Source organism: Streptomyces anulatus (genome assembly GCF_000721175.1).
In the GTDB taxonomy this organism is placed as follows: Bacteria; Actinomycetota; Actinomycetes; order Streptomycetales; family Streptomycetaceae; genus Streptomyces; species Streptomyces anulatus_C.
This window is the reverse complement of record NZ_JOEZ01000046.1, coordinates 1-24,613: the sequence shown is the minus strand read 5'-3', so window position 1 is coordinate 24,613 and position 24,613 is coordinate 1. Positions and strand designations below refer to the sequence as shown.

Genomic DNA, 24,613 nt, shown 5'->3' with positions numbered 1-24,613 from the left:
CACCTTTCTCTCGTACGGGCTTTCAGGGCCGGCTCAGCCGGTGATGACGGTCAGTCCCGCGTCGGTGGCGGCGTCGAACCCGTCGTCCACGGCCACGACCCGGCGTCCGGCGGCGTCCAGCAGGGAGGCGGCGATGCCCGCACGCATCCCGCCCGCGCAGTGCACCCAGACCGTGCCGTCCGGGACCTCGCCGACCCGGCGGTGCACCTCGTGGATCGGGATGTGGACCGAACCCTCGATCCAGCCCTCGGCCCGCTCGGAGTCACGACGCACGTCCAGCACCACGATCCCGTTCGTGTCCTGGGCCGCGAGCTGCGCGAACGTGGCCCGGGGGAACGAAGCCGGACTCACGCCGTCGGACAGCCACGCGGCGGGCCCGCCGGTCGCGGCGGCGGCCGGGCGGTCGATGCCGACCCGGACCAGCTCGCGCTGGGCGGCGGCCAGCTGCTCGGCGCTCTCGGCGAGCAGGGTGACGGGCTTGCCCCACGGGATCAGCCAGGCCAGATACGTCGCGAGCTTGCCGTCCGCCTCGAAGTTGAACGAGCCGGCCACGTGCCCCTCGGCGAAGGCGATCCGGTTACGCAGATCGACCACCCACTCCCCCGCCGCGAGCCGCGCGGCGATCTCCTTCGGGTCGGCGACGGTCGGCGGGGTCAGGTCGACGGGGGCGGGACCCTCCGCGTTGGCAGGGCCCATGTGCGCGTAGTAGGCGGGCACGTCCTCCAGTCCGGCGAGCAGCTCGGCGACGAAGGTGTCCACGTCCACGGTCAGCGCCGTGTTCGCGGCCTTCTCCTTGCCGATCGTCGTCGCGTCGCCGTCCGCCTGGGCGGAGGAGCAGAAGCTGCCGAACCCGTGTGTGGGCAGGACCGCCGTGTCGTCGGGCAGGGCATCGGCCAAGCGGTGCGCCGAGGCGTACTGGGCCCGGGCCAGCTGCTCGGTCAGCCGCGGCTCGACGAGGTCGGGCCGGCCCACCGTACCGATGAGCAGGGAGCCGCCCGTGAACGCGGCGACCGGACGCCCCTGCTCCTGCAGCACGTAGGCGGTGTGATGCGGCGTGTGCCCAGGAGTGGCGACGGCGGCCAGGGTGAGGGCGGCTCCGGTGTCGACGGCGACGGTGTCGCCGTCGGAGACCGGAGTCCTGGCGAAGGAGACGTTGGCGCCGGCCGGCACCAGGTAGGCGGCGCCCGTGATCCTCGCCAGCTCCAGACCGCCCGTGACGTAGTCGTTGTGTATGTGGGTCTCCACCACGTGCGAGATGCGCACTCCGCGTCGCGCGGCTGCGGTCAGCACCTGGTCGACGTCCCGGGGCGGGTCGATCGCCACCGCCGCCGACTCGCCGCCGGCGAGGTAGCTGCGGTTGCCCAGGCCCTCCAGCTCCATCACGTCAACGAAGAACACCTCGGTACTCCTTCTGTGGGAAAAATACCCCGCGGGGTATGCCATCAACTCTAACACTCTTACCCCCGGGGGTATATTCCAGGGAGTGGTAGCTGTCACAGCGCCAGGGCCCGACCGGGTACCCGCACCGCGCGTGACGAGAGATGGAGGAGGCAGCCCTCATGTCCTACGGCCGCACCGTGACCGTCAAGGCACCGTTCGATCAGGTACAGCAGCACGTCCGCAAGGCATTGGCCGACCAGGGTTTCGGCGTCCTGACGGAGATCGATGTGCAGGCGACCCTCAAGGCCAAGCTCGATCACGACATGGAGCCCTATCTGATCCTCGGAGCCTGCAACCCGCCCCTGGCTCACCGGGCCCTGGAAGCCGACCGCTCGATCGGGTTGCTGCTGCCCTGCAACGTCGTCGTCCGGGCCGACGGCGACGAGGTGATCGTGCAGGCCGTCGACCCCGGCACCATGGTCACCCTCACCGGCCTCGACGCCATGGCGCCTGTGGCCGAGGAGGCCACCCACCGCCTCGACGCGGCCCTGGCCGCCATCGAGGCCGCCGGGCGCGAGGACCAGGACCGCCCGGCCTGAACCGGGAGCGCACACCGGCCCCGGGCCGCCGCCGAACCGGCCGATGACCGCTCGTCGGCCGGCGGGCGAGCCTTGACGCCCCGCCGGCCGGCAGGCCATCGGCGCCTGCCCGGGGTCGGACGGCCCACGGGCACCACGACCGGGCTTGCGGTTCCGCACGGTCACCTCGGACAGTCCGGTGGCGGACTCCTTGCGGCAGCCATGGACACGCTTATACCCAGGGGGTATCTGGGAAACACCATGATCAGCCGTCGGTGCGGCCGTGAAACACCCCTGTGCGTATCAGGTGGAGGCGCGGGCACCGGGCTCCGGGAAGAACGGGGTCGTGGCGGCCCCAGGTGACCAGGGTCGGCGGCGTGTACCTCCGCGGCCAGGTCTGCCGGCGCCGGTACTGCTCCACATCGGCGCGGTAGCCGAAGGCCGGAGCGAACTGCGCCTCCTTGCGGCCGGGCAGGTCGAGGAAGTGCTGGCCGAGGGGCCGGCCATCGGGAGTGACCGCTTCGGGATCCGAGGTGCCACCTTCGTGCCGGCCGCGCGCGGCCGACCGGGTCAGGAGGTCCCGTACGCGGTCCTCGGCGCCGGGCGTGGTCGGAGCGGCCGCTCCGATGCCGTAGAGTTGTGTTCACCGACGCGGGGTGGAGCAGCTCGGTAGCTCGCTGGGCTCATAACCCAGAGGTCGCAGGTTCAAATCCTGTCCCCGCTACTGAAGGCTCGGGCCCGGCACGCACAGCGTGCCGGGCCCGAGTCGTTTCCGGATGCCGGAGGCCCGGCCGGGAACGCTTGACCTTGACGCTGCGTGAAGATCTAGCGTTTCCGGCATGGAGTGGTCCATTCAGGAAATCGCCAGAAAAGCCGGCACCACGAGTCGCACGCTGCGGCACTACGGGGACCTCGGTCTCCTCACGCCGAGCCGGATCGGGAGCAACGGCTACCGCTACTACGACCAGGACGCCCTCGTCCGGCTGCAGCGCATCCTGCTGCTGCGGGAGCTCGGGCTGTCGCTGCCCGCCATCAAGGACGTGCTCGCGGGGCAGCGGGACACGGCTGTGGCGCTGCGGGCGCATCTGCGGCTGCTCGAACAGGAGCAGGCGCGCATCGGGCGGCAGATCGCCTCGGTGCGGACCACTCTCCACAAGACCCAGGAGGGGATGGAACTCATGGCCGACGAAGTGTTCGACGGCTTCGACCACACCGCCCACGAGCGGGAGGTCACCGAGCGCTGGGGCCGGGACGCGTACGAGGAGGGCGACCGCTGGTGGCGTTCGCTCGGGGACCGGGAGAAGCGGGCGTTCCAGGACGAGCACGAGGCCGTCGCGCGCGACTGGGGGCGAGCCAGGGCGGCCGGGTACGCCGCCGACGGGGCCGAGGCGCAGGAACTCGCGCGGCGGCACTGCGCGTGGCTGTCGTCGGCCAAGGAGCCCAGCCGTTCGTACGTGATCGGGCTCGGTGAGATGTATGTCGCCGATCCCCGCTTCGGAAAGAACTACGATCGCTACGGGGACGGCACCGCCGCCTTCGTACGGGACGCACTGACGGTCTACGCGGAACACCGGCTCTCCGGCTGACCACCGGAGACCGGGCCTCCGTCCGCTTCCCCCTATTCGGCCGATGAGGAGTCGCCGCTCGGCGCGGCTCCGGGAAGCCTGGGCGGGGCGCGGTACCGTCCGCAGCCGTGGGTGGACCGGGCAGGAGTGCACAGGTGGGGATGGCCGAGAGACGGCGTAGCGGCACGGCGGGGAGCATCGACGCCGTGGGCCGTGCGGTGCTCGGATCTCCGGAGGGCAACGTGAAGCCCGGCAGCCGGGGGTCACGCCGGTTCGTCCGGATGCTGCCCGCACTGCTGATCGTCGGCGGGCTGGTGTTCGATTCACTGTCCCCACCCAACTTCACCGCCGTCCCCCTGTTCGTCGCGGCCCCGCTGATCGCCGCACCGTTCTTCTCGCTGTCCCGGACCGTCCGCACGGGCATCGCCGCGGTCCTCTCCGTCATCGCGATGCGGCTCTCCGACGGGACGTCCACCCGGGTGGTCCCCGTCATCGAGATGATCACCGTGCTCACCGCCTCGGTGCTCGCCCTCGTCATCAACGGGGTCGTGCGGCGCAGCAACGAGCAGCTGGCCTCGGCCCGGGTCATCGCGGAGACCGCCATGCGGGCCGTGCTGCCGACGCCGCCGGACCGGATCGGCGGACTCCAGGTCGCCGCGCGGTACGAGGCGGCGCAGGCGGACGAGTTCGTGGGCGGCGACCTGTTCGCCGTCGCGGACACCCCCTACGGCGTACGCCTGGTCGTCGGCGACGTACGCGGCAAGGGGCTGGACGCCGTCGAGGCGGTGGCGGTGATCATCGGGGCGTTCCGGGAGGCCGCCGAGCAGGAGCTCTCGCTGGAGGGTGTGGCGCAGCGGCTGGAGCGGGCGCTGGCACGGGAGGGGACGCGGCGGTACGGGCTGGACGCCATGGAGGGGTTCATCACCGCCGTGCTGGCCGAGATCCCGCCCGGTTCGGCCTCGCTGCGCCTCGTCAACCGCGGTCACCCCGAGCCGATCCTGCTGCACGCGGACGGTGCCCTGGAGGTGCTGGCGCCGTCGGTGCCCGCGATGCCGCTGGGGATGGACCTGGGGGTGTGGCCGGACCGGGCCGACGAGTGGGCGATGCCCGCAGGGGCGACGCTCCTCGCCTTCACGGACGGCCTGTCGGAGGCCCGGGACGCGGACGGGGTCTTCTACGATCCGGCGGCCCGGCTGCGCGGCCGGATCTTCCCGGGTCCCGAGGAGCTGCTGTCGGCGCTGACCGACGACGTACGGCTGCACACCGGGGGGCGGTCCACGGACGACATGGCGCTGCTCGCGGTCGGCCGGCCGGCGGAGGGGCAGCCTGTGCGCCGGACGACGGTGAAGATCGTGGGCCGGGGCGACGGCGCCGGGCGCTGACGCCGGCCGATGACACCGGGGGCTGACGCGGGGCGCCGAATTTGGGCGATGCCACGGTGCGTAACCGAAGAGCACCGCTCCGCATAACATTTGACATACCGTCAGAAAAAGAGGTGCGGCTGACTTGCGGTCAAGCCGCCCGATTCCGCCCGCTTGTGCCCCGTACATCCCCGTCGCGTCCGTTAATGATCAACAGGAACAGCTTGGAATCGGGCCCGTGTGTCTATTAACGTTCGATAACGCAGCGCGGTCGTCACAGCCGTCGTCAGAGACGGCGCCGCGCGCGAGCGCCGAATTCCGCAAGGGAACCGGGGAACCACCTACATGGGGTGAATCGGACGCCTGCGTCTCGTGAGAGACGGAGGGGCCCGTAGGAGACCTTCCTGCTCCGAACCCGTCAGCTAACCCGGTAGGCGAGAAGGAAGGAAAGGAGTGCGCCCACGTGGCGTCCAACAAGCCTGCCCCTGAGGCCCCGTCACCCTTCAGCGCCGACAGCTTCGGTGAAGCGGAGCGGTCCTGGGAGGAGTGGAATCCCACCGAGGAGTCCATCCGTCCCGTGCGCGGCAGGCACCGCGTAGCCAAGCAGCGTGGTCTGGCCCGTAGCTCCACCGTCCTTGGAGTCGGCGTCATAGCGGCCGTCGGTGCGGGTGGCATGGCCACCGCACAGGACAAGGCCCCCGTCTCCATCTCTCTTCCCGATTCCATCGCGGACAACCTCCCCGACGCCAAGTCCCTTCCCGGCGTCGGGTCCTTCATGTCCGACGACGCGGAGCCCGTCCCGGTGGCCGCGGCCGCCCCGCTCACCAACGCCGGCCTCACCAGCGCCGAGGCCGAGCAGGGCACCGACGCGGGCGAGGCCCTGCGCGCCCGGATCCTCCAGCAGGCCGAGCAGCAGCAGGCCGCCGCCGACGCCGAGGCCAAGGCCGCGGCGGAGAAGGCCGCGGCCGAGAAGGCGGCGGAGGAGGCCAGGAAGCAGCAGGACCAGGCCGAGGCCGAGGCCGCGGCGAAGAAGAAGGCCGCGGAGGAAGCAGCCGCGAAGAAGAAGGAGGCCGAGCGTCTCGCGAAGCTCGCCGCCAGCTTCTCCCTGCCCACCTCCTCGTACACGATCACCTCGACCTACGGTCAGTCCGGCGCCCTGTGGTCCTCGGGCCAGCACACCGGTCTGGACTTCGCCGGGTCGGCCGGCACGCCGATCAAGGCCGTGCACGGCGGCACGATCACGTCGGCCGGCTACTCCGGCTCGTACGGCTACCGCACGGTGCTCCAGCTGGAGGATGGCACGGAGATCTGGTACGCCCACCAGTCCTCGATCGACGTCTCGATCGGCCAGAAGGTCACCACCGGCGAGACCATCGGCCGCATGGGTGCCACCGGCAACGTGACCGGTGTCCACCTCCACATGGAGGTTCGCACGGCGGGCGGTTCGGCGATGGACCCGATGGCCTGGCTGAACAGCAAGGGCCTGAACGTCTGAGCCCCCGGCGCTCCGGACTCCGGCCCCGGCTGACGTTTGCTCCGGCCCCGGCTGACGTTCCTTGTCGCCGTCCCTGAAACCCCGGCAGCCCTGACGCACACCCCCCGACGTCAGGGCTGCCGGTCTGTCCGGGGGCGGTGCGGCCCGCTGGGCGGTGGAATATCGACTGCTACCGCGGCGGGCGTCGGTGGGTGGGCGGTGCGCTGCCGTACGGCCGGGGCGGCGGGTAGGAGGACGGCGGCGGGGACGGCTGCGGGGCCGGGCCGCTGTAGCCGTAGCCGTATCCCTGCCCGTACGTCTGTCCGTGTCCGGGCGCGTGCCCGGGGCCGTACCCGCACCCGTTTTCGTACGGCGTCGGGGGATTGCGGTAGCGGTGGGCGCCCGGGCGGGACGTGAGGCGGGCCGCGTGGGCGAGGGCCGGGGCCGCGACCTCCCGGCGCTGCCAGAGGTGGTGCAGCAACTCCCGCTCCCGTGCGCCGAAGTCCGGGCCCACCGCGCCGTGGCGGGCCCGGCGGCGCAGCCCCGCCAGGGAGGTGGCGAACGACTCGTACTCCGCGACCGCGCGGGCCGCGGCCCGGCCCCGGGTCCGGTCCGGCTGCCAGTGGCGGGCCAGGTCGCGGGCCACGCCCCGGGCCCGCATGGAGGAGAGCGCCGACGGCTCGGCGGGGGTGAGCCAGCCGGCCGCCGCATACGCGGGCAGCTCGGCCGCCAGCGTGCGCAGCTCCCGCCGGCGCGACCAGACCGCCAGCCAGGTCACCAGGCCGAACGCCGGGACCATGACGATCCCGTACACCGCGTAGAAGCCGTACGGGCCGAAGGCCGACGAGCCGTTCCACAGGGCGTGCAGACCCATCGCCAGGAGCAGCCCCAGCACCGGCAGGGCGATCCGGCGGACCCGGTGGCGGTGGGCGCTGACGGCCGCGAAGCCGAAGCCGAGCCCGGTCAGGACCGTGAACAGGGGGTGCGCGAACGGCGACATCACGATCCGCACGAAGAACGTCCCGGCCGTCACCGAGGCGAACCCGGAGCTGCCCAGCTGCTGGTCCTCGCCGAAGGCGTTGCCCAGATAGAGGATGTTCTCGGTGAACGCGAAGCCCGTCGCGGTGAACCCGGCGACGACGATGCCGTCCACCACCCCGCTGAACTCCCGTCTGCGGAACAGGAAGATCAGCAGCACCGCCGCCGCCTTCGCGCTCTCCTCGACCACCGGGGCGATCACCGTCGCCCCCAGGGTGTCGGCGCTCGCCGGGTCGGCCGTCGCGGTGGCTATCCAGCGCGTCGCGAACGAGTTGGCGATGATCGCGACGAGCGCGGCGGCGCACGCGCCCCAGGCGAAGGAGAAGATCAGATTCCGCCAGGGGCCCGGCTCGACCCGGTCCAGCCAGCGGAAGGCGGCCATCAGGAGCGGCACCGGAAGCACCGCCAGGCCGAGGCCGACGAGGAACCCCTCCGGGCCGGTCTGCTCGCGGACGAGGGCCAGGATCACCAGCCCGCACAGCACGAGCCCCACGATCACGGCCCCGGCGCGGAACACCTTGCTGCGCCACACCATGCCGACGCGGCGCGGCCGGTAGCGCCATCGGCCACGCTCCGGCGCGGCGCCCAGGAACGCGTCGAGCCGCTGCTCGTGGAGGACCGGGACGGTGGGCCGCGCCTGTTGATGCTGCACGGAGGGGTCGGACACCTCTCGACCCTAACGAGGAGCACTGACACCCGGCGACGGCGCATCCGGCCAGGACGCGGCCACCAGAGGGTGGGTCAGACGCGGGCGAACAGCAGGTCGTGGACGACGTGGCCCTTGTCCAGGCCCTGCCCCTCGAAGCGGGTGAGTGGCCGGAACGCGGGACGCGGGGCGTATCCGCCGCCGGCCGCGGTGTTCTCGAAGCGGGGGTGCGCGGTGAGCACCTCCAGCATCTGCTCGGCGTACGGCTCCCAGTCGGTCGCGCAGTGGACGCTTCCCCCGGGCTTCAGCACCGGGGCCACGAGGTCCAGGAACTCCGGCTGGATCAGGCGCCGCTTGTGGTGCCGGGCCTTGGGCCACGGGTCGGGGAAATAGACCCGCAGGCCGTCCAGCGACTCGGGGGCCAGCATCTCGCGCAGCAGGATGATCGCGTCACCGTTGGCCACCCGTACGTTGGTCGAGCCCGCCTTGTCCGCGAGGCCCAGCAGATTGCCCTGGCCGGGGGTGTGGACGTCGACCGCGAGGATGCCGGTGCCCGGGTCGTCGGCCGCCATCTGCGCGGTGGCCTCGCCCATGCCGAAGCCGATCTCCAGGACGACGGGCAGTCCGTCGAACATCTCGGCCAGGTCCAGGACGCGCTTTCCGTCGATGTCCAGCCCCCACTTCGGCCACAGCCGCTCAAGGGCGTCCTGCTGGCCGGTCGTGACCCGGCTGCGGCGTGGCTGGAAGCTGCGGATCCGGCGCTCGTGGTGCGAGCCGGCGGGGTCCGCGGCGGGGCCGCCGGGGAAGCGGGGCTCCTGACGCAGCCGGCGCGCGCGCTCGAAGGAGGCGGCTCGCAGCGCGGCGGCTTCGTCGGGCGGGACGTCCGCGAGCGTGTCGGGCGTGACGTCGGCAGTGGCGCCGCGCGGGACGTCGGCACTGGCGTCGGTGAGCGCGTCGGCCGCCGTGGAGCCGGTCGCGGCCGCGTCGGCGTGCGTGTCGACGGCCGCGGCGTCGTCGGGGGCCGTGGCGGGGGTGGGGTTCATGGGCTGCTCAGACACAATGACCGGATTCTACGGCGGGCGGCTTCCACCCCGTCTCCCGAGCCCGGCGCAGCGCGCGCCGCGCCACCTCCCGTCCGATGGGCAGGCACGCCGTCGCTGCGGGCGACGGGGCGTTGAGCACATGCACGGTGTGCGGGGTTTCGCGGATCAGGAAGTCGTCGACCAGCGTGCCGTCCTTCAGTACCGCCTGGGCCCGGACCCCGGCGGGTGACGGGCGCAGATCCTCCTCGGTGACGGCGGGCAGCAGCCGCTGGACGGCCCGGGTGAACGCGGACCGGGACAGCGAGCGGTGCACCTCGCCCGCCCCGTACCGCCAGTGCCGGCGGGCGAGGTGCCAGGTGCCCGGCCAGCTCAGCGTGGACAGCAGTTCGGCGGGGCGGACCTGTGGCCAGGCGTATCCCTCGCGGGCCAGGGCGGGGACCGCGTTCGGCCCGACGTGGACGGAGCCGTCGAAGCCCCGGGTGAGGTGGACGCCGAGGAAGGGGAACGCCGGGTCCGGCACCGGGTAGACCAGACCGCGCACCAGCTCGGGGCGGGCCAGCGCGTAGTACTCGCCCCGGAACGGCACGATCCGCACCCCCGGGTCGTCCCCGGCGAGGCGGGCCACCCGGTCGCAGTGGAGACCCGCGCAGTTGACCAGCGCCCGGGCCCGTACGACCAGGCCGTCCGCCGTGCGCACCGCGACGCCCCAGGGGCGCCGGTCTATCGCGGTGACCTCCGCGCCGTACCGCACGATGCCGCCCGCCGCGGTGACCTCGGTCGCGAAGCGGGTGGCCACGGCGGTGAAGTCGCAGACACCGGTCGTGCCGACCCGGATCGCCGCCAGCCCCCGGACGTCCGGCTCGTACTCCGCGATCTGGGCCGGGCCCAGCTCCCGCACGGGCAGTCCGTGCTCGCGGCCGCGCTGCACCAGGCCGTGCAGCCGGGGCAGCTCCGAGCGCTCGGTGGCGACGATCAGCTTGCCGGTGGTGGCGTGGGCGATGGCGTGCTCGGCGCAGAAGTCCGCCAGCTCGGCGGAGCCGCGCAGCGCGTAGCGGGCCTTGAGGGAGCCGGGGCGGTAGTAGATGCCGCTGTGGATCACGCCGCTGTTGCGGCCGGTCTGGTGACGGGCGGGGCCGCGCTCCTTCTCCAGGACCGTCACCCGGGTGCCCGGGGCGGACCGGGTGATCGCATACGCGGTCGACAGCCCGACGATCCCGCCGCCGATCACCAGCACATCGCAGTCGTACGCCGCGTGCGTCATCATCACGCCACCTCCCACCCCGATAGTGCACTGACCCACTGACAACCGGCTCAAACCCGAGTCGGGCAGGGCGTGGCGCACACTCCGCCCGGCGTACGTCCCGCCGGGCGGCTGGGACCTACGTCACCAGCAGCGGGCGGGCCCGCTCCCGCAGCTCGGCCACCCGGGGCTCGTCCCCGTACGGCTCCAGGCGGTGCAGCAGATCGCGTACGTACTCCGTGGTGCGGGCCGAGGAGATGCGGCCCGCGACCTCCACCGCCCGGGTGCCCGCCGCGCAGGCCGCGTCCAGATTGCCCGACTCCAGCTCGGCGACGGCGGACACGACGAGCCGCAGTCCGTGGCTGCGGACGAACTCCTCGGTCGGCCGGGACAGCGCCAGCTCGGTGAAGCGCCGCACCTGGCGGGGGGCCTTCAGGTCCCGGTAGCACTCGGCGGCGTCGGCGGCGAACCGGTCGTAGCCGTAGAAACCGAGCCAGGGCGGATCGGAGTCGCCCGCCCGGGACCGCTCCAGCCAGCTCTCCGCCCCCTTGAGGGCGGCCCCCGCGGCCGGTGCGTCGCCGGCCTTCGCATGGGCACGGGCCTCCACCAGCCGGAAGAAGCTCATGGTGCGGGCGGTGGCGAGACCGCGGTTGCGCTCGACGGCGGCCTGGGCGAGGTCGACGCCTTCGTCGGCGAAGCCGCGGTAGGTCGCCTGGAGGGACATCGAGGCGAGGACATAGCCGCCGAGCGGAACGTCGGCGGCGGCCCGGGCCAGGCGCAGGGCCTGGATGTAGTAGCGCTGGGCGGCCTCCTGCTGGCCGGTGTCGAAGGCCATCCAGCCGGCCAGCCGGGTCAGCTCGGCCGACGCGCCGAACAGGGCCCGCCCGACCTCGTCGGTGTACGAGCCGAGGAGCAGAGGTGCGGCGTCGACGCGTAAGCACTCGGGGACCATGGAGGAACGCCAGTCTCCGCCGCCGTACTTGGAGTCCCAGCGCCGGGCGTCCTGCGCCGCCTCGCGCAGCTTCGTCACATCGCTGTGGCCGACCCGCAGCGGTGAGGCGTCCGCCGCTGTCTCCGGGCCGGGCTGTACGGGGACGGAGCCGGCCGCGCCGCCGGGAGTGTGGAGGATGTGTGCGCCCCGGGTGCCCGGTGCGCCCTGGGTGCCGCGGGCCGCCGGACCGGACGGCCCGGCCGGTCCGCCGCCGCGGGCCCCGAGGACCGCCGCCCGTGCCGCCGTCGGGTCCCGGGCCACCGACGGATCGGCGGGGGTTATCAGCCAGCGGGAGGCGGGCGTCGCATAGGCGCTCACCGAGAACGATCCCGCCAGGGACTGCCAGATCCCGCCGCCGCCCCGCCGCCCGGCCAGATCCAGCCGGTACAGCTCGGTCGCCGACCGGACCGCCTCGCCCACGTCCCGGGGGAAGGCGAGACCGACCTCCGGGGCCGGGTCCGCGTCGGCGAGCCCTATCTCGTGCAGCGGGACCGGGCGGCCGAGCTTGGCCCCGATCGCCGCCGCGATGAGATGCGGCGCCGCGCCCTGCGGCACCATCCCCTTGGCGACCCACCGGGCCACCGAGGTCTTGTCGTAGCGAAGTGTCAGACCGCGCTGTGCTCCGAGGTCGTTGACCCGCCGGGCGAGCCCGGCGTTACTGATTCCCGCGAGGGCGAGAACCGTGCCGAGCTTCTCGTTCGGCCCGCGTTGCTCCCTGGACATGCGCCACCCCTCGACACACAGACAGCCGCCGCGTCACCGAGGACGGCGCGCGGCATTCGTACCGATGCCTCCCCAGGTTCGAACCCTCGTACTCCGCCTGCACACGCATGTGGCCGAGCCCCGAGGAATATGCCCCCCTGCTGAGAACACCAGTAAACACAGCGTAGTTCTCCCTATCCCTACCGTTAAGGGGCAGACGTCCGGATGGCGGGATTGTTGTCTGTGCGGGCGGTCCGGGCCGCCCGGGCGCCGACGCGCGGGCCGGGGTGCGGTGTGCTCCCGGTGTGTGGCCGTGCGCCCGGCCGTGCGCTCTGGCCCGGCCGTAGCGGGAACGCTTGTCTGGGTACCGCGTGGGTCGGCCCGCTGCACTGGACTCAGTGGGCTGGGGGAAACCGCCGCTCCATTCCCCGCGGGCGGCGGACCGGTCCGGGAGGTGAGGCCCACCTCCCGGACTGTGCGTGGAAGGGCTCGCCAGGGGGGCGCGGCACGGCATGCGCGCGTGGTGGCGCTTCGAGAGAATGGCCGAATAGCGACGGTCCGGTGAGGGTCTGGCCAACGGTCCGACTATGGCCGGATATCGGCGCTGTTTCCGGGCGGCACCGGCCCCTCCCCTTCGCGGGGGCGGGCCGGGGCGGCGCGGAGACCGTACGGCCCCGCCGCCGCAACTCCCGGAACGGGAAGTTCCGTTGCTGTCGTCCTCCTGGAACCCGCAGTTCCGTTGCTGTCGTCGCCGTGAAGGTCACGTCCGGCCTTTGCCAGGGGCGCATGCTCTTCCGGCGTGCGCTGCCCGTACACCCTCTCCTGCGGCATTGTCGTGGCAGCATGTCCCGCAGCGGCGTTTCGCTCATCAGGTGCGCCGTTTGTCCACAGCCTGTGGAGGCGGCGATGCGTTGGTTGGTGGGATGGAGCAGTATCGCCGCGAGCTTCGGCACCGTCGGCGCCGTCGGAAACGGCGGAGAGGGGCGCACGGTTCACCCCGTGGGCTCCCAACTGCTCTGGGGAGACCCGGATCCGCTGTGGGCGGTCGGCGACTGGCGCCCCGACGAGATCCGCGTCATCGGCGTCGCGACCCCCGAAGGCGCGCCCACCGCCCGCCTCGCGGTTCTCGGCTGCTGCGGGGCCACCGACGAGCAGCTGCGCGTCGGACTGCTCGCCGCGCGCGGCGGCGCGATGCGCCATCTCACCGCCTGGCCCGGCAGTTACACCGCCGTCGTGCAGATCGGCCGCCGCATCACCGTCGCCGGCGACCTGGCCGGAGCCCGGCCCGTCTTCCACACCCCCTGGGCCAACGGCACCGCCTACGCCACCGCCGCCCTGCCGCTCGCCGACCTCATCGAGGCCCAGCTCGACATCGGGCACCTCGCCGCCCTGCTCGCCTGCCCGGAGACCCCCGAGGCCCTCGGCGACGGCACGCCCTACGTCGGCGTGAAGCGGGTCCCGCCGGGCCACGCGCTCATCCTGCGGGAGGGCTCGCGGGAGATCACCGGCTACGAAGCCGTCGCCTCGCTCGCCGTCGCCGCGCCCCAGTCCGACCCGGTGCACGCCGTGGAGGGCGTACGGGACGCGCTCGTCGAAGCCGTACGCGCCCGGCTCACGGCGCCGCGCCACGCGCCGGAGAGCACCCCGCCGGACCCGGGGCCCGTGCCCGGCATGGGCCCAGCCGACCGGCGCGCGGCCCGGGGCGGACCCGTGGCGGGCATCGGTGCCGACCTCTCCGGAGGCAGCGCCTCCGCCACCCTCGCACTGCTCGCCTCCGGACTGCCCGGACTGCCCGGCACCCTCCTCGGCCACGGCACCGGCGCCGGCGAGCGGCTGCTCGCCGTCACCTTCAACGACCTCACCACCCGCGGCAACGAGGGCGAATTGGAGCGGGCCCACGCCATCGCCGCCAACCCGCGCCTGCACCACGTGGTCGTCGCGGCGGGCGAAGAGGCCCTGCCGTACGCCGCGTTGGGGACCGGCGCGCTCACCGACGAACCGGCCCCCTCCCTCGTCCTCGCCGAACGCCACCGCCGCCGGCTGTCCGCGGGCAGCGCCGACCACCTCGTCGGACACGGGGCCCGGCAGGTCCTGGACGCACACCCGGCCCGCCTCGCCGACCTCCTGATGGACCGGCGCAGACGCCACCTCCTGCGCCCCGTCGCCGCCCTCACCAAGGCCGAAGGCCCCACGGCACACTCCCTGTTCGTCCCGCTGACGGTCTACCGCGCCGCCCGCCGCCTGGCGCGTACGTCCTACCGCACCGGCCTGGAGTCGGCCGCCGGACTCCTCCCCGACGCCAACCGTCACGCCCCCGACCTCGCCACCCCCGCCGACGCCTCGCTCGCCGCCCTCGCCTGGTCGCGCCCGGGACCCGCGGCGCGCTGGCTGACGGGGGAGGCGCTGGCCGAAGTATCGGTTCGCCTCCAGGAGGCGGCGATCCGGCCCACCTCCGTACAGCGCCCGGGGGAGGCCCGAGCGCGCGCCGCCCTCGCCCGGGGGGCCGCCGACCACCGGATCCTGGAACAGGCCGCGGAGATCCGCAGCCAGCGCCTGCACGCCCCGTTCCTCGACAACCAGGTGGTCAGGGCGGCCCGCGCCCTGCCCGAGTCCCTCCGCGTCCAGCCCGGCGCACGGGCCGCGATCCTGCGCCGGGTGCTCGGCGGGGCGGGCATCCACGATCTGCCGCCCGGCTGGGGCGCGCCCTCCCAGGCCACCTCGACCGCCGTCACCCGGATCGGCCTGCGCATCGCGCTGCCCGACCTGATGGCCCTGTTCGACGCCCCGCTGCTGGCCGACGCGGGCCTGGTCGAGGCCCGCGTCGTCCGCAAGGCCCTGCGCGCCGCCTCCGAGGGCGAGCCGCTGCCCCTGGACGGCCTGGCGGACCTGGCCTCCACCGAACTGTGGCTGCGCCGTCTGCTGGCCCGCCGCGGCACCTGTTGGACGGGTACGGCGGCCCCGCGCCAGCGCGCGGTCGCGGGCGGAGTGATCCCCGCCCGCCGCACGCTCCAGTCCTGACCGGAAGCCGACGTCGGGGAACCCGACCGGGAGCCTTCAGGACCGGAGGCCAAGGGCCCGAGGGGCCGGCGCGCGCAGGAGCGGGAGCCTCAGGAGCGGGGACTCAGGCGCAGCTGATCCGGGACTCCGCCCAGTCGGCCAGGGCCACCCCGCCGAACGGCGTCTCCGGCTCCACCACGAGGCGGATCGAGGACTGGCCGGCGATGTTCACGCTCACCGGGACGGCGGGCTCGCCGCCCCTCATCACCGGGGAGCGCCACAGCCGGGCCCCGTCGCCGTTGAACACGGAGAAGCGCACCGCGCCGAGCCCGGGGGTCAGATCGTCCACCCCGACCATGGCCTCGTAGCGCGTGCACGGCCGGTTCAGCCGGATGGTCACCGAGGAGCGGGCGTGCACGGTCACCCCGTGTGCGTAACGGGTGGAGGCGATCGACACGCTCGAACGCTGCCAGACCCAACTGCTCTGCCCCATCGCCACTTCCGGCTCGGTGTGGTCGCCGAACACGGAGTACGCCAGCTCGCTGACCCGATACACCTCCGGGGCGGGCGGGGGCGGCGTGGGTTTCGGCGGCGGTGTCGGCTTCGGGGACGGCTTCGGGGACGGGGACGGTGGCGGGCTCGGCGCCGGGGGCGTGGGTTCCGGCGGCGGCTCGGGGGAGGGCGTGGAGCTCCGCGTCGGCCTCGGGGCCGGCTCGGACGGGGACGGGGACGGTGCCGGTGGCGCGGGCGGCGCGGGGGCGGCCGGAGGCTCAGGAGCAGGCTTCGGGGACGGTGGCGGATGCTTCGGCGTCGGCACCGCGGGCGCCACTGCCGGAGGCTTCGCGACCGGTCCAGGCTCCGGCTTCGACTGGTCGTCGCCGACGAGCGCCCACACCAGTCCCGCCGCGGCGGCCACGGCCACGGCGGCCGCGAGCCCGGCCTTGGCGGGCGCGCCGAGCCCTTCGGAGGCCGCGGCGCCCCCGGCGGCCCCACCGGTGGAACCGGACCCGGTGGCTGCGGCCGCGGCCCCCGCTCCGGCCGCCCCGGCCGCTCCGCCGGCCACGATGCCCGCGGCCTTGAGCGAATACCCGGCGGCGAACCAGCCGATGACCGCGACGGGCAGCAGCGCCGGAATCCCGGCGTTCACATGGTCCAGCTCGCCCGCGGCCACCCGGCATTTGGCACACTCGTCGAGGTGCTTGCGCAGCCCGCGTTCGGCCCGGGTCCGCAGCCCGCCCCGGGCGTGGGCGCCGAGCCGGTCGGCGTACTGCGCGCAGGCCCCGCCGGTGGTGAGCGCCCGGCTGACGTGGGCTTGGAGGTACGCCTGCTTGAGCCCTTCGCGGGCGCGGCTGGCCAGGACGGCGGTGGCGTTGGCGGTGAGGCCGAACAGCGGGGCGATCTCGCTCGGCGACTCCTCCTCCACCGTGGTGTGCCACAGGACCGCCTGCCAGCGCTCCGGGAGGCTCCGGAACGCCTGCATCGCCATCGTCTGCTCGGCCTCGTGCATCGCCAGGACGTCGGCACCGAGGTCGAGGGTGCCGTCGTCGGAGAGCTCGGAGGAGCGGGAGGCCTGTGCGGCGAACACCGCGAAGTCGTCGACCAGATGCTCACGCTTCGCGCTCTTCGTCCAGGCGGCGGCGACATGGCGGACGGCGGTCATCAGATAGGCCCGGACCGCTTCCGTCGGCCCCTTTCCGCCCCGTACGGCCTGGAGCGTGCGTGCGAACACCTCGGCCGTCAGGTCGTCGGCGGTGTGCGCGTCCCGGCAGCAGTTGCGGGCGTAGCGGAGCACGGCGCCCGAATGCCGCCGGAACATCTCCTCGTAGGCCTGGTCGTCGCCCGCCCGCATGTGCTCGATCAGCCGGGCATCGGAAAGACCGGCCTCGGGAGCCCCGCCGCGGCCCGCGCGCTGCCGCGGAACGGCGTGCGCACCGGCTTCGCCGGAGTCCTCCTCCTCGGCGACGGCGGGCCACGGGCCGGGCAGGACGGTGCCCCGCTCGGCCTCACCGTCCGACGGTCCACGCCCCGCCTGGGCCGGCACGTGCCCGGAGGACATCCCGTCGGCCTTCGTGCCCCCGCCCGCCGCGGCGATCTCGTCGAGCGGCTCTTCCTGCTGCTCGTCACCGCTCATCGCGGAAGCCCCCGTAGACACCTCGGACCCGAATACCGGCCAAGACTGCCACATGGCTCAATCGCGTTGGCCTCTCACTCCTGCCAACCACTCATCCGGGGCGTGTTCTCGAATGCGAGTACTAGGGCGTGTTTCGGGGAATGAGACCCTGCTCATTCGTGTCCCGGCACCCGTTCACCGCCCGCGTGCCGCCCGCGCCTGCCAGTGCCCGCCGGCCACAGACGGCGAGGCGGGCGGGCGGACGCGGACGGATGACCGATACGGCAGGACCGAACCGGGACGAGCGCTACGGCATGATCGATACGCGGTACCCGATACGGGATCGGCACCCGGGTGGGACGAGCGGGGCCCAGCCACGGGACGCGCCCCAGCCGTCACGCAGGCCGCGACCTCAGACCCTCCAGCAGGATGTCCAGCAACCGGGCCGAAGCCGCGGCCTGCTGAGCGGCGTCCGGCAGCGAAGGAGCCGCCGTGGCGATGACCAGCAGCACATCGGCCACCGTCACGTCCCGGCGCAGCTCACCGGATTCCCGTGCTCGGTCCACCAGCCGCCCCACGACCTCCAGCAGTTCGACCGCGCCCGTGTCCTCACCGAGGCCGTCGAGCCCGTCTGCGCCACCGGAGCGCTGGCCCGCGACGCGGTAGTCGTCCTGGCCCACTCCCTGCCGCTGCTGCGGAACACGCGTCTCGTCCACCGCGCCCGGCGCCGGCACCGTCCCGGAAGCCGCCGGTGCACCCGGCTCCTCCCCGTCGACCCCGACCCTCAGCACCTGCGGCGGCAGCAGCCTGCCCGCACCCGAGGCCACGGACGTACGCAGGAAGCGGGAGAGCGCCGACCAGGGGTTCTCCTCCTGCCCCAGCGCCGTGCGCGCCTGCTCGGTCAGCCGGGAGGTCTCCTCCTCGGCTATCCGGCGCACCAGAACGTCCTTGCTCGGGAACCGCCGGTAGACCGTGCCCACGCCGACGCGCGCGCGACGTGCCACGTCCTCCATCGGAGCGCCGTAACCCAGCTCCCCGAACACCTCGCGCGCCGCCCGCAGCACGTGCTCCAGATTGCGCTGCGCGTCGACGCGCAGCGGAGCCGAGCGCGGCGCGCTCGCGGCCCCCGTCGTCGTTCCCGATGCCGTCGCCCCGTTCGGGGCCTGTCCGGCACCGGCCGAACCCATCGCCGCGGCACTCACCGCGGCCGCCGAGCGAACGGCGTCCGCCGAGCTCATGACGCCGAGCGCGCCCACGGAGCCGAGGCGTCCGTGGTCCTCGGACGCCCGCGAGAGCGCAGCCTGGCCATGCGTATCCTGAATGTGCATAACTTCCCCCGGTTATGACGTCTCCCCCCGGAGACTTCCCGCCGTTTCAGTCGAGGAGCGGAGCACAACGAAATCCGCACCCGACACCCCGACGGGTTACGAACATAGTTGAGCCCGCGTCAATTCAGAAGGGGGTTGTTCCGCATGGGGCGCCCCCTGATCGGACCAAGATCCGGTCATCGCCGGAACATCGGCCTCCGACCTACCCCGTGCGTGGCACCTGACCTGCGCAGCTGTCGTTTCTCGCCCACCACGGTAGCCGGGCCCCGTTGAGGACCCTCCAGTCACACAATTTGCCGGGCCTGTGGACAAACCACTGACTCCGTTGCGTCATGGGGTGGTGATGGCTCCAGATTCCCGGGGGACGACCCCCGGCACCCGGCCAGGTGTGCGCATTCTCGTCGTCGGCGGCGGCTACGTCGGGATGTACACAGCGCTGCGTCTCCAACGGAAGTTGAAGCAGAGACTGAAGAGCGGCGACGCCGAGATCGTGGTCGTCACGCCCGAGCCGTACATGACGTACCAGCCCTTCCTCCCCGAAGCGGCCGCGGGATCGATCTCGCCGCGCCATGTGGTCGTGCCGCTGCGCCGCGTCCTGAACGACTGCACGATCGTCATCGGCGAGGCCCGGGGCATCGACCACACCAAGCGGACCGCGACCGTCACCACTCTCGCCACCGGCGAGGACGGCACCGGCGCCCTGGAGATCGCGTACGACGAGATCGTCATCGCCCCCGGGTCCGTCTCGCGCACCCTGCCCGTCCCCGGCCTCGCCGAGTTCGGCATCGGCTTCAAGACCGTCGAGGAGGCCATCGGGCTGCGCAACCACGTCATCGAGCAGATGGACATCGCCTCCGCCACCCGCGACCCCGCGATCCGCGACGCCGCTCTCACCTTCGTCTTCGTCGGCGGCGGCTACGCGGGCGTGGAGGCGCTGGCCGAACTGGAGGACATGGCCCGCTACACGGCGCGGTACTACCACAACATCAAGCCGGCGGACCTGAAGTGGATCCTGGTCGAGGCCTCCGGGCGCATCCTCCCCGAGGTCGGCGAGGCCATGGGTACGTACGCCATCGGCGAGCTGCGCGGCCGGAACATCGACGTACGCCTCGACACCCGCCTCGACACCTGCGAGGACCGCGTCGCCGTCCTCAGCGACGGCTCCCGCTTCCCCACCCGCACCCTCGTATGGACCGCTGGCGTCAAACCGGCCCCGCTGCTGGCCGCCACCGGCCTGCCCCTCACCGGACGCGGCCGGCTCCGCTGTACCGCCACCCTCGGAGTCGAGGGCACGCCGCACGCCTGGGCCGCCGGGGACGCCGCGGCCGTACCCGACCTGACCGCCTCCGAACCGGGCCGCGAGACCGCCCCCAACGCCCAGCACGCGGTGCGCCAGGCGAAGCTCCTCGCCGACAACGTCCTCGCCTCGGTCGACGGCCGCCCCCTCAAGGAGTACCGGCACGCTTACGCCGGATCCGTCGCCTCCCTGGGACTGCACAAGGGCGTCGCCCACGTCTACGGTCGCAAGCTCAAGGGCTACCCCGCCTGGCTGATGCACCGTACGTACCACCTCAGCCGGGTGCCGACGTTCAACCGGAAGGCGCGCGTCCTTGCCGAATGGACCCTGTCCGGACTCTTCAGACGCGAGATCGTCTCCCTCGGTTCGCTGGAGCACCCCCGCGCCGAGTTCGAACTCGCGGCGGGCGGCTCCGGCACCCCGGGGATCCCCGGCCCCAGCCGCCCGGAAGGCGCTGGAGAACCGCCGGACGGCCGCCGGACGAACACCTGACGGGACAACGGGCGGAGGGCCCCGGCGAGGGTCGGTCCGGCGGCAGGGCGGCGACTGTCAGTACGGTCGGTCACACTGGACGTGTGACCATAGGTGGGCCCACGCCTGCACAGAGTCACCCGGTCGGCAGTGACCAACAGTGACCAGCAGCGACGCACCAACAGCACGAGAGCAGCACGACGAGGCCCGGCTGCGCCTTCCCGGGGGTAGGGCCCCCGGTGCCCCGAACACGGCAGAAGAAACAGCCCGCCCGAGCGGACCAGACCGACACACGAGGCCAGAAATACCGTGAACTTCACGCGTTGGAGCGCCCGCCTTCCCGGAACGCAGCGCCGAGCCGCCGCGCGGGACGACCGTAGTTCCGTGCCGGCGGCCCGAGCCGAGTGCGCCCGGCCCGACGGCGCGCCCGCCCCGCCGGACGACGCCTCCCCGGCGCCTTCCGGCCCCGCCTCGACGGAGGCCCTCCCCGGGCCCGCCCTCGACGACCTCTCCGCCCGCGAGATCCTCGGCCGGCTCCCCGCCCCCGTCGCCCTGCTGCACGGCCCGGATCACCGCGTCGCGTACGTCAACGACGCCTACGAGGCCGTGTTCGGCCCCCGCCCGTCCGGCGTCCCCGCGGCCGAGGCCATGCCCGAACTCACCGAGCTCAGCGTGCTCCCGCTGCTCGACCAGGTCCTGCGCAGCGGCACCGCCCGTACGGTCAAGTCCCGCCGGACCGCCGAGGGCGGCTCGTACACCGTGACCTGCACCCCGGTCGCCGCCTGGGGCAGCACCGAGGACGGGAGCGAAAAGGAAAAGGGGGACGGCAAGGGCGACGGCGAGCGAGAAGGCGGCGTCCTCGTGTACGCCGCCGACGTCACCGACCAGGCCGAAGCCGCCGAGCGCCTGCGCACCAGCGAGCGCCGCCACCGCGAAACGGCCGTCACCCTCCAGCGCTCCCTGCTCCCGCAGGAGCTGGAGCAGCCCGACGACCTCCGCATCGCCGCCACCTACCAGCCCGGCGGAACCGACGCCGCGGTCGGCGGCGACTGGTACGACGTCATCACCCTCGGCGCGGGCCGCACCGCCCTGGTCATCGGCGATGTGATGGGCCGCGGGGTCCGGGCCGCCGCCGTGATGGGCCAGCTCCGCACCGCCGTCCGCGCCTACGCCCGGCTCGACCTCCCGCCGCACGAGGTGATCCAGCTGCTGGACGGCATCGCCGCCGAGATCGACGCCAGCCAGATCGCGACCTGCGTCTACGCAGTCCATGATCCGAACGAGGGCCGCCTCGTCTACGCTTCCGCCGGCCACCTCCCGATCCTCGTCTGCGACGAGGACGGCACGGTCCACCGCGCCGCCGACCCCACCGGCCCCCCGCTCGGCACCGGCGGCTGGGTCCACACCTCGGGCACGATCGCGCTGCCGCCCGGCTCCACCGCGGTCCTCTATACGGACGGCCTGGTCGAACGGCGCAGCGAGGACATCGACGAGGGAGTCGCCTCCCTGGCCCGCGCCCTCTCGGGCGCCAAGGGATCACCGCAGGTGGTCTGCGACCGGCTGATCCGCTCCCTCGGCGTGACCGCCGAGCACGACGACGACGTGGCGGTCCTGGTGGTCCAGCACCCCGCCCGTACGGGGACGAACGCGGAACTGTTCCACAACGCCGCGCTCGATCTCCTCGGCGGCATCGAGGCCGCCCCGCGCGCCCGCGCCTTCGCCACCGGGGTCCTGACCTCCTGGCGCTTCCCCGTCGAACTCCGCGACCTGGGCGTCCTCGCCACCAGCGAACTGGTCGCGAACTCCCTCCAGCACGGCACTCCCCCGATGCGCCTGGGGCTGCGCCGCACGGACCGCCGGCTGATCATCGAGGTCACCGACGGCGACGACCACCTGCCGCGCCGCCGCCAGGCCGAACCGGCGGACGAGGCGGGACGCGGCATCTCGATCATCGCCTCGATCGCCACCTCGTGGGGCAGTCGGCGCACACCGGGCGGCGGCAAGGCGGTTTGGTGCGAGTTCGCCCTGCCGCAGTGAGCAGGGCGACCCCTCCGTCAGTGACCCGCGGAGGCCGGGGCGGACGGGAGAGAGGGACCGGCCGCCGCGACGTCTCCACCCTCGGGCAATGACACCGCCACCACCCGCGAGGGGACGTTGGCGAGCGACGGCTGGTCCTGTACGGGGGTGAGCCGGCGGCCCAGCCGCAGCGCGAGCACCGTGATGCCCAGCGAGAACAGCACGAACGTCACGATGTACGGGCCGTGCAGCGACGCCCCCATCGGCCCGCCGACGGCCGGACCGACCGCGAGCGCGAGCTGCTTGCACAGGGCGAACGCCGAGTTGTACTGCCCGACCATCGACTCCGGCGCCAGATCGGCGACCAGCGGGGCGACGGTCGGCGACAGCATCGCCTCACCCAGCCCGAACAGCGCGTACGTCGAGATGAACGCGGCCGTCGCCATGGTCTGGCTGCCGTGGCCCAGCCCCGCATAGCCCGCCACGATCCAGGCGAACGCCCAGATCAGACCGACCGCGGCGATGACCCGGCTGCGCCGCCGCCGCTCCACGAGCCGCAGCACGACGAACTGCGCCACGACGATGACCGCGGTGTTGGCGGCCAGCGCGAAGCCGAGGGTGGACGGCTCGATCCCGGCGGCCTCCGTGCCGTACGCGGCCAGACCGGATTCGAACTGCCCGTAGCAGGCGAAGAACAGCACGAACCCGAGCACGCACAGCTGCACCATGGCCCGGTGCGAGAGCAGCGCCCGCAGCCCGCCGCCCTTCGCGGCGGACCCGTCCACGGGCCGGGCGCCGCCGAGCGAAGCGGTACGCGGCATGCGCACGGTGGCCACGGTGACACCGAGCACCACGAACATCGCGGCCTCGATCAGGAAGAGCATCGTGAAGCTCGCCGGACGGTCCACGTCCACCAGCTGTCCGCCGACGAGCCCGCCGAGGCCGAGCCCCAGGTTCTGCAGGAAGAACTGCATGGCGAAGGCACGCGTACGGGTCGCGGTGCTGGAGCACCACACGAGCATCGTGGCGAGGGCCGGCTGCATGACGGCGGTGCCCGCCCCCAGGACCGCTGCGGACAGCACGGCGGCCGGAACAGTGCTCGCGAACCCCAGGGCGACGGCGCCCACGGAGGCCAGGGCGGAGGCCACCACCAGCACGGGCAACGGGCCCCGCCGGTCGATGGCCCGCCCGGTGAACGGCAGAACGGCCAGCGCCGCCATCGCGAAGGCCGCAAGAACGACCCCTGCCGTCCCGGCGCCCAGATCCCGTACCTGCGCCACGTAGACGTACAGATACGGAACGGTGAACCCGAGCCCGAACGCGCTCAGCGCACTGCCCAGCTGGATCCGCCGCAGCGCTGCGCCCATCTCCCTGGTCACACTCACCTACCTCAAGGTTCGAAGAAATCAGACTCGAAGACTTTAACACTAAACTTAGAAGGTGAAAACTACAGGTTGAAGGACTTCAAGGGCGGTGGGGGCGTGCCATACTGCCCGCCATGTCTGAGAGCACCGAGGAGCCCGGCCCCAGCGAGCCGAGCCTCGACGAGCAGATCGCCGCCTACCAGCGTGAGTTCCGCGACCTCGACCCGCAGGTCGAACAGGTCGTCTCCGCGCTGGGCCGCCTGAACCGCCGGATGAACGTCGCGTACGGGAGACAGGTCGCCGCGCTCGGCATCAGCAACGCCGAGTGGGAGGTCCTCAAGACCCTGGTCCTGGCAGGCGCCCCCTACCGTCTGGGCCCCGGTGAACTGGCGAAGCGCCTCGGTCTCACCCCGGCCGCCATGACCCACCGCATCGACCGGATGGCCGGCGAGGGCCTGGTCACCCGGGACCGCGACGAGAACAACCGGGTCCGCGTCATCGTCGAGCTGACCGACGAGGGCCGTACGAAGTGGCTCGAGGCGATGCGCATGGCGACCGACTTCGAGGAGGACCTCCTCCAGGACCTGTCCGGCGACGAACGCGGCGTCCTCGGCGAGCTGCTGGTCCGTCTCCTGCGCCGCGTGGAGCACGCCCAGCCGGACGCCGGCGGCCGCCTCACCGACCTGGACTGACGACCCCCGGCGGAGGCCCGGGGGAGGGTTGACACACCCCTGGTGGATCCGTAAAGTTCTCCGAGTTGTCACGGAGCCGGACGGTTCCGAGGCAGCCGATCCCGCCGCGGACGCGGCAACCAAACTTCAGCACGATCTCCCACTCGGGATGATTTCGGCATGCCGGAATTCATTGCGAAGGCCCGATTATGAGCCGCCGGAAGAATCCGCTAGAGTTTGGGCGTCGGAACGGCCCAACAGCCGGGAAGACAAGCCCCGCTGACTGGGAATCGGGTCCGAAAGGATCTGATAGAGTCGGACTCGCCGGAAAGGGAAAACGC

At 73.1% G+C, this 24,613-nt stretch carries 16 protein-coding genes, 1 tRNA gene and 1 riboswitch; of the genes, 9 read left to right on the top strand and 8 right to left on the bottom strand.

Annotated elements, in window-relative coordinates; genetic code table 11:
* Positions 1 to 33 precede the first annotated feature (33 nt).
* Complete coding sequence (locus tag IG90_RS0135225) at positions 34 to 1,398, bottom strand: MBL fold metallo-hydrolase (RefSeq protein ID WP_030594121.1); 1,365 nt, start codon at positions 1,396 to 1,398, stop codon at positions 34 to 36.
* A gap of 161 nt (positions 1,399 to 1,559) precedes the next feature.
* Between IG90_RS0135225 and IG90_RS0135220 the strand changes: the two genes are divergently transcribed.
* The 5 genes from IG90_RS0135220 to IG90_RS0135200 all read left to right on the top strand — a co-directional run bounded on the left by IG90_RS0135220 (position 1,560) and on the right by IG90_RS0135200 (position 6,379).
* The gene (locus IG90_RS0135220) at positions 1,560 to 1,979 is read left to right on the top strand and encodes a DUF302 domain-containing protein (RefSeq protein ID WP_030594119.1); all 420 of its coding nucleotides are present in this window, start codon (positions 1,560 to 1,562) and stop codon (positions 1,977 to 1,979) included.
* A gap of 629 nt (positions 1,980 to 2,608) precedes the next feature.
* Positions 2,609 to 2,682, top strand: a tRNA-Met gene (locus tag IG90_RS0135215).
* 115 nt (positions 2,683 to 2,797) lie between these two features.
* Positions 2,798 to 3,544, top strand: a complete 747-nt coding sequence (locus IG90_RS0135210; RefSeq protein ID WP_030594117.1) for a MerR family transcriptional regulator — start codon at positions 2,798 to 2,800, stop codon at positions 3,542 to 3,544.
* Between the two features lie 140 nt (positions 3,545 to 3,684).
* Positions 3,685 to 4,905: a PP2C family protein-serine/threonine phosphatase gene (locus IG90_RS0135205; RefSeq protein WP_030594115.1), complete on the top strand. Its 1,221-nt coding sequence runs from the start codon at positions 3,685 to 3,687 to the stop codon at positions 4,903 to 4,905.
* Between the two features lie 278 nt (positions 4,906 to 5,183).
* Positions 5,184 to 5,336, top strand: a riboswitch (cyclic di-AMP (ydaO/yuaA leader).
* Between the two features lie 11 nt (positions 5,337 to 5,347).
* Positions 5,348 to 6,379 (top strand): M23 family metallopeptidase, encoded by a 1,032-nt coding sequence (locus IG90_RS0135200; protein ID WP_030594113.1) that lies wholly within the window; start codon positions 5,348 to 5,350, stop codon positions 6,377 to 6,379.
* A gap of 169 nt (positions 6,380 to 6,548) precedes the next feature.
* Here IG90_RS0135200 and IG90_RS0135195 read toward each other — a convergent pair whose 3' ends face one another.
* The 4 genes from IG90_RS0135195 to IG90_RS0135180 form a co-directional block, all read right to left on the bottom strand.
* Positions 6,549 to 8,063 (bottom strand): PrsW family intramembrane metalloprotease, encoded by a 1,515-nt coding sequence (locus IG90_RS0135195; protein ID WP_030594112.1) that lies wholly within the window; start codon positions 8,061 to 8,063, stop codon positions 6,549 to 6,551.
* Between the two features lie 74 nt (positions 8,064 to 8,137).
* On the bottom strand, positions 8,138 to 9,100 hold the full coding sequence (trmB, locus tag IG90_RS0135190; RefSeq protein ID WP_030594111.1) for a tRNA (guanosine(46)-N7)-methyltransferase TrmB: 963 nt from the start codon (positions 9,098 to 9,100) through the stop codon (positions 8,138 to 8,140).
* On the bottom strand, positions 9,093 to 10,349 hold the full coding sequence (lhgO, locus tag IG90_RS0135185; protein WP_030594110.1) for an L-2-hydroxyglutarate oxidase: 1,257 nt from the start codon (positions 10,347 to 10,349) through the stop codon (positions 9,093 to 9,095). The genes trmB and lhgO overlap by 8 nt, the downstream gene beginning before the upstream one ends.
* Positions 10,350 to 10,464: 115 nt before the next feature.
* The gene (locus IG90_RS0135180) at positions 10,465 to 12,039 is read right to left on the bottom strand and encodes an NsdA family TPR-like regulatory protein (RefSeq protein WP_030594109.1); all 1,575 of its coding nucleotides are present in this window, start codon (positions 12,037 to 12,039) and stop codon (positions 10,465 to 10,467) included.
* Between the two features lie 885 nt (positions 12,040 to 12,924).
* Between IG90_RS0135180 and IG90_RS0135175 the strand changes: the two genes are divergently transcribed.
* A complete protein-coding gene (locus IG90_RS0135175) occupies positions 12,925 to 15,036 on the top strand; it encodes an asparagine synthase-related protein (RefSeq protein WP_030594108.1) in 2,112 nt (703 codons plus the stop codon).
* 103 nt (positions 15,037 to 15,139) lie between these two features.
* Here the strand turns inward: IG90_RS0135175 and IG90_RS0135170 are convergent, their stop codons facing one another.
* Both IG90_RS0135170 and IG90_RS0135165 read right to left on the bottom strand, forming a co-directional pair.
* Positions 15,140 to 17,146: a sigma-70 family RNA polymerase sigma factor gene (locus IG90_RS0135170; RefSeq protein ID WP_030594107.1), complete on the bottom strand. Its 2,007-nt coding sequence runs from the start codon at positions 17,144 to 17,146 to the stop codon at positions 15,140 to 15,142.
* Between the two features lie 374 nt (positions 17,147 to 17,520).
* Complete coding sequence (locus IG90_RS0135165; protein ID WP_030594106.1) at positions 17,521 to 18,453, bottom strand: TetR/AcrR family transcriptional regulator; 933 nt, start codon at positions 18,451 to 18,453, stop codon at positions 17,521 to 17,523.
* Between the two features lie 343 nt (positions 18,454 to 18,796).
* Between IG90_RS0135165 and IG90_RS0135160 the strand changes: the two genes are divergently transcribed.
* Together IG90_RS0135160 and IG90_RS0135155 are read left to right on the top strand one after the other, a co-directional pair.
* A complete protein-coding gene (locus IG90_RS0135160) occupies positions 18,797 to 20,242 on the top strand; it encodes an NAD(P)/FAD-dependent oxidoreductase (protein WP_078585483.1) in 1,446 nt (481 codons plus the stop codon).
* 288 nt (positions 20,243 to 20,530) lie between these two features.
* On the top strand, positions 20,531 to 22,258 hold the full coding sequence (locus IG90_RS0135155; protein ID WP_030594103.1) for an ATP-binding SpoIIE family protein phosphatase: 1,728 nt from the start codon (positions 20,531 to 20,533) through the stop codon (positions 22,256 to 22,258).
* Positions 22,259 to 22,275: 17 nt separating this feature from the next.
* Here IG90_RS0135155 and IG90_RS0135150 read toward each other — a convergent pair whose 3' ends face one another.
* Entirely contained in the window at positions 22,276 to 23,604 is a 1,329-nt protein-coding gene (locus IG90_RS0135150) for an MFS transporter (protein ID WP_030594101.1), read from the bottom strand.
* Positions 23,605 to 23,735: 131 nt separating this feature from the next.
* On the opposite strand from IG90_RS0135150, the gene IG90_RS0135145 reads away from it, so the two are divergent.
* Positions 23,736 to 24,293: a MarR family winged helix-turn-helix transcriptional regulator gene (locus tag IG90_RS0135145; protein WP_030594099.1), complete on the top strand. Its 558-nt coding sequence runs from the start codon at positions 23,736 to 23,738 to the stop codon at positions 24,291 to 24,293.
* Positions 24,294 to 24,613: the final 320 nt, after the last annotated feature.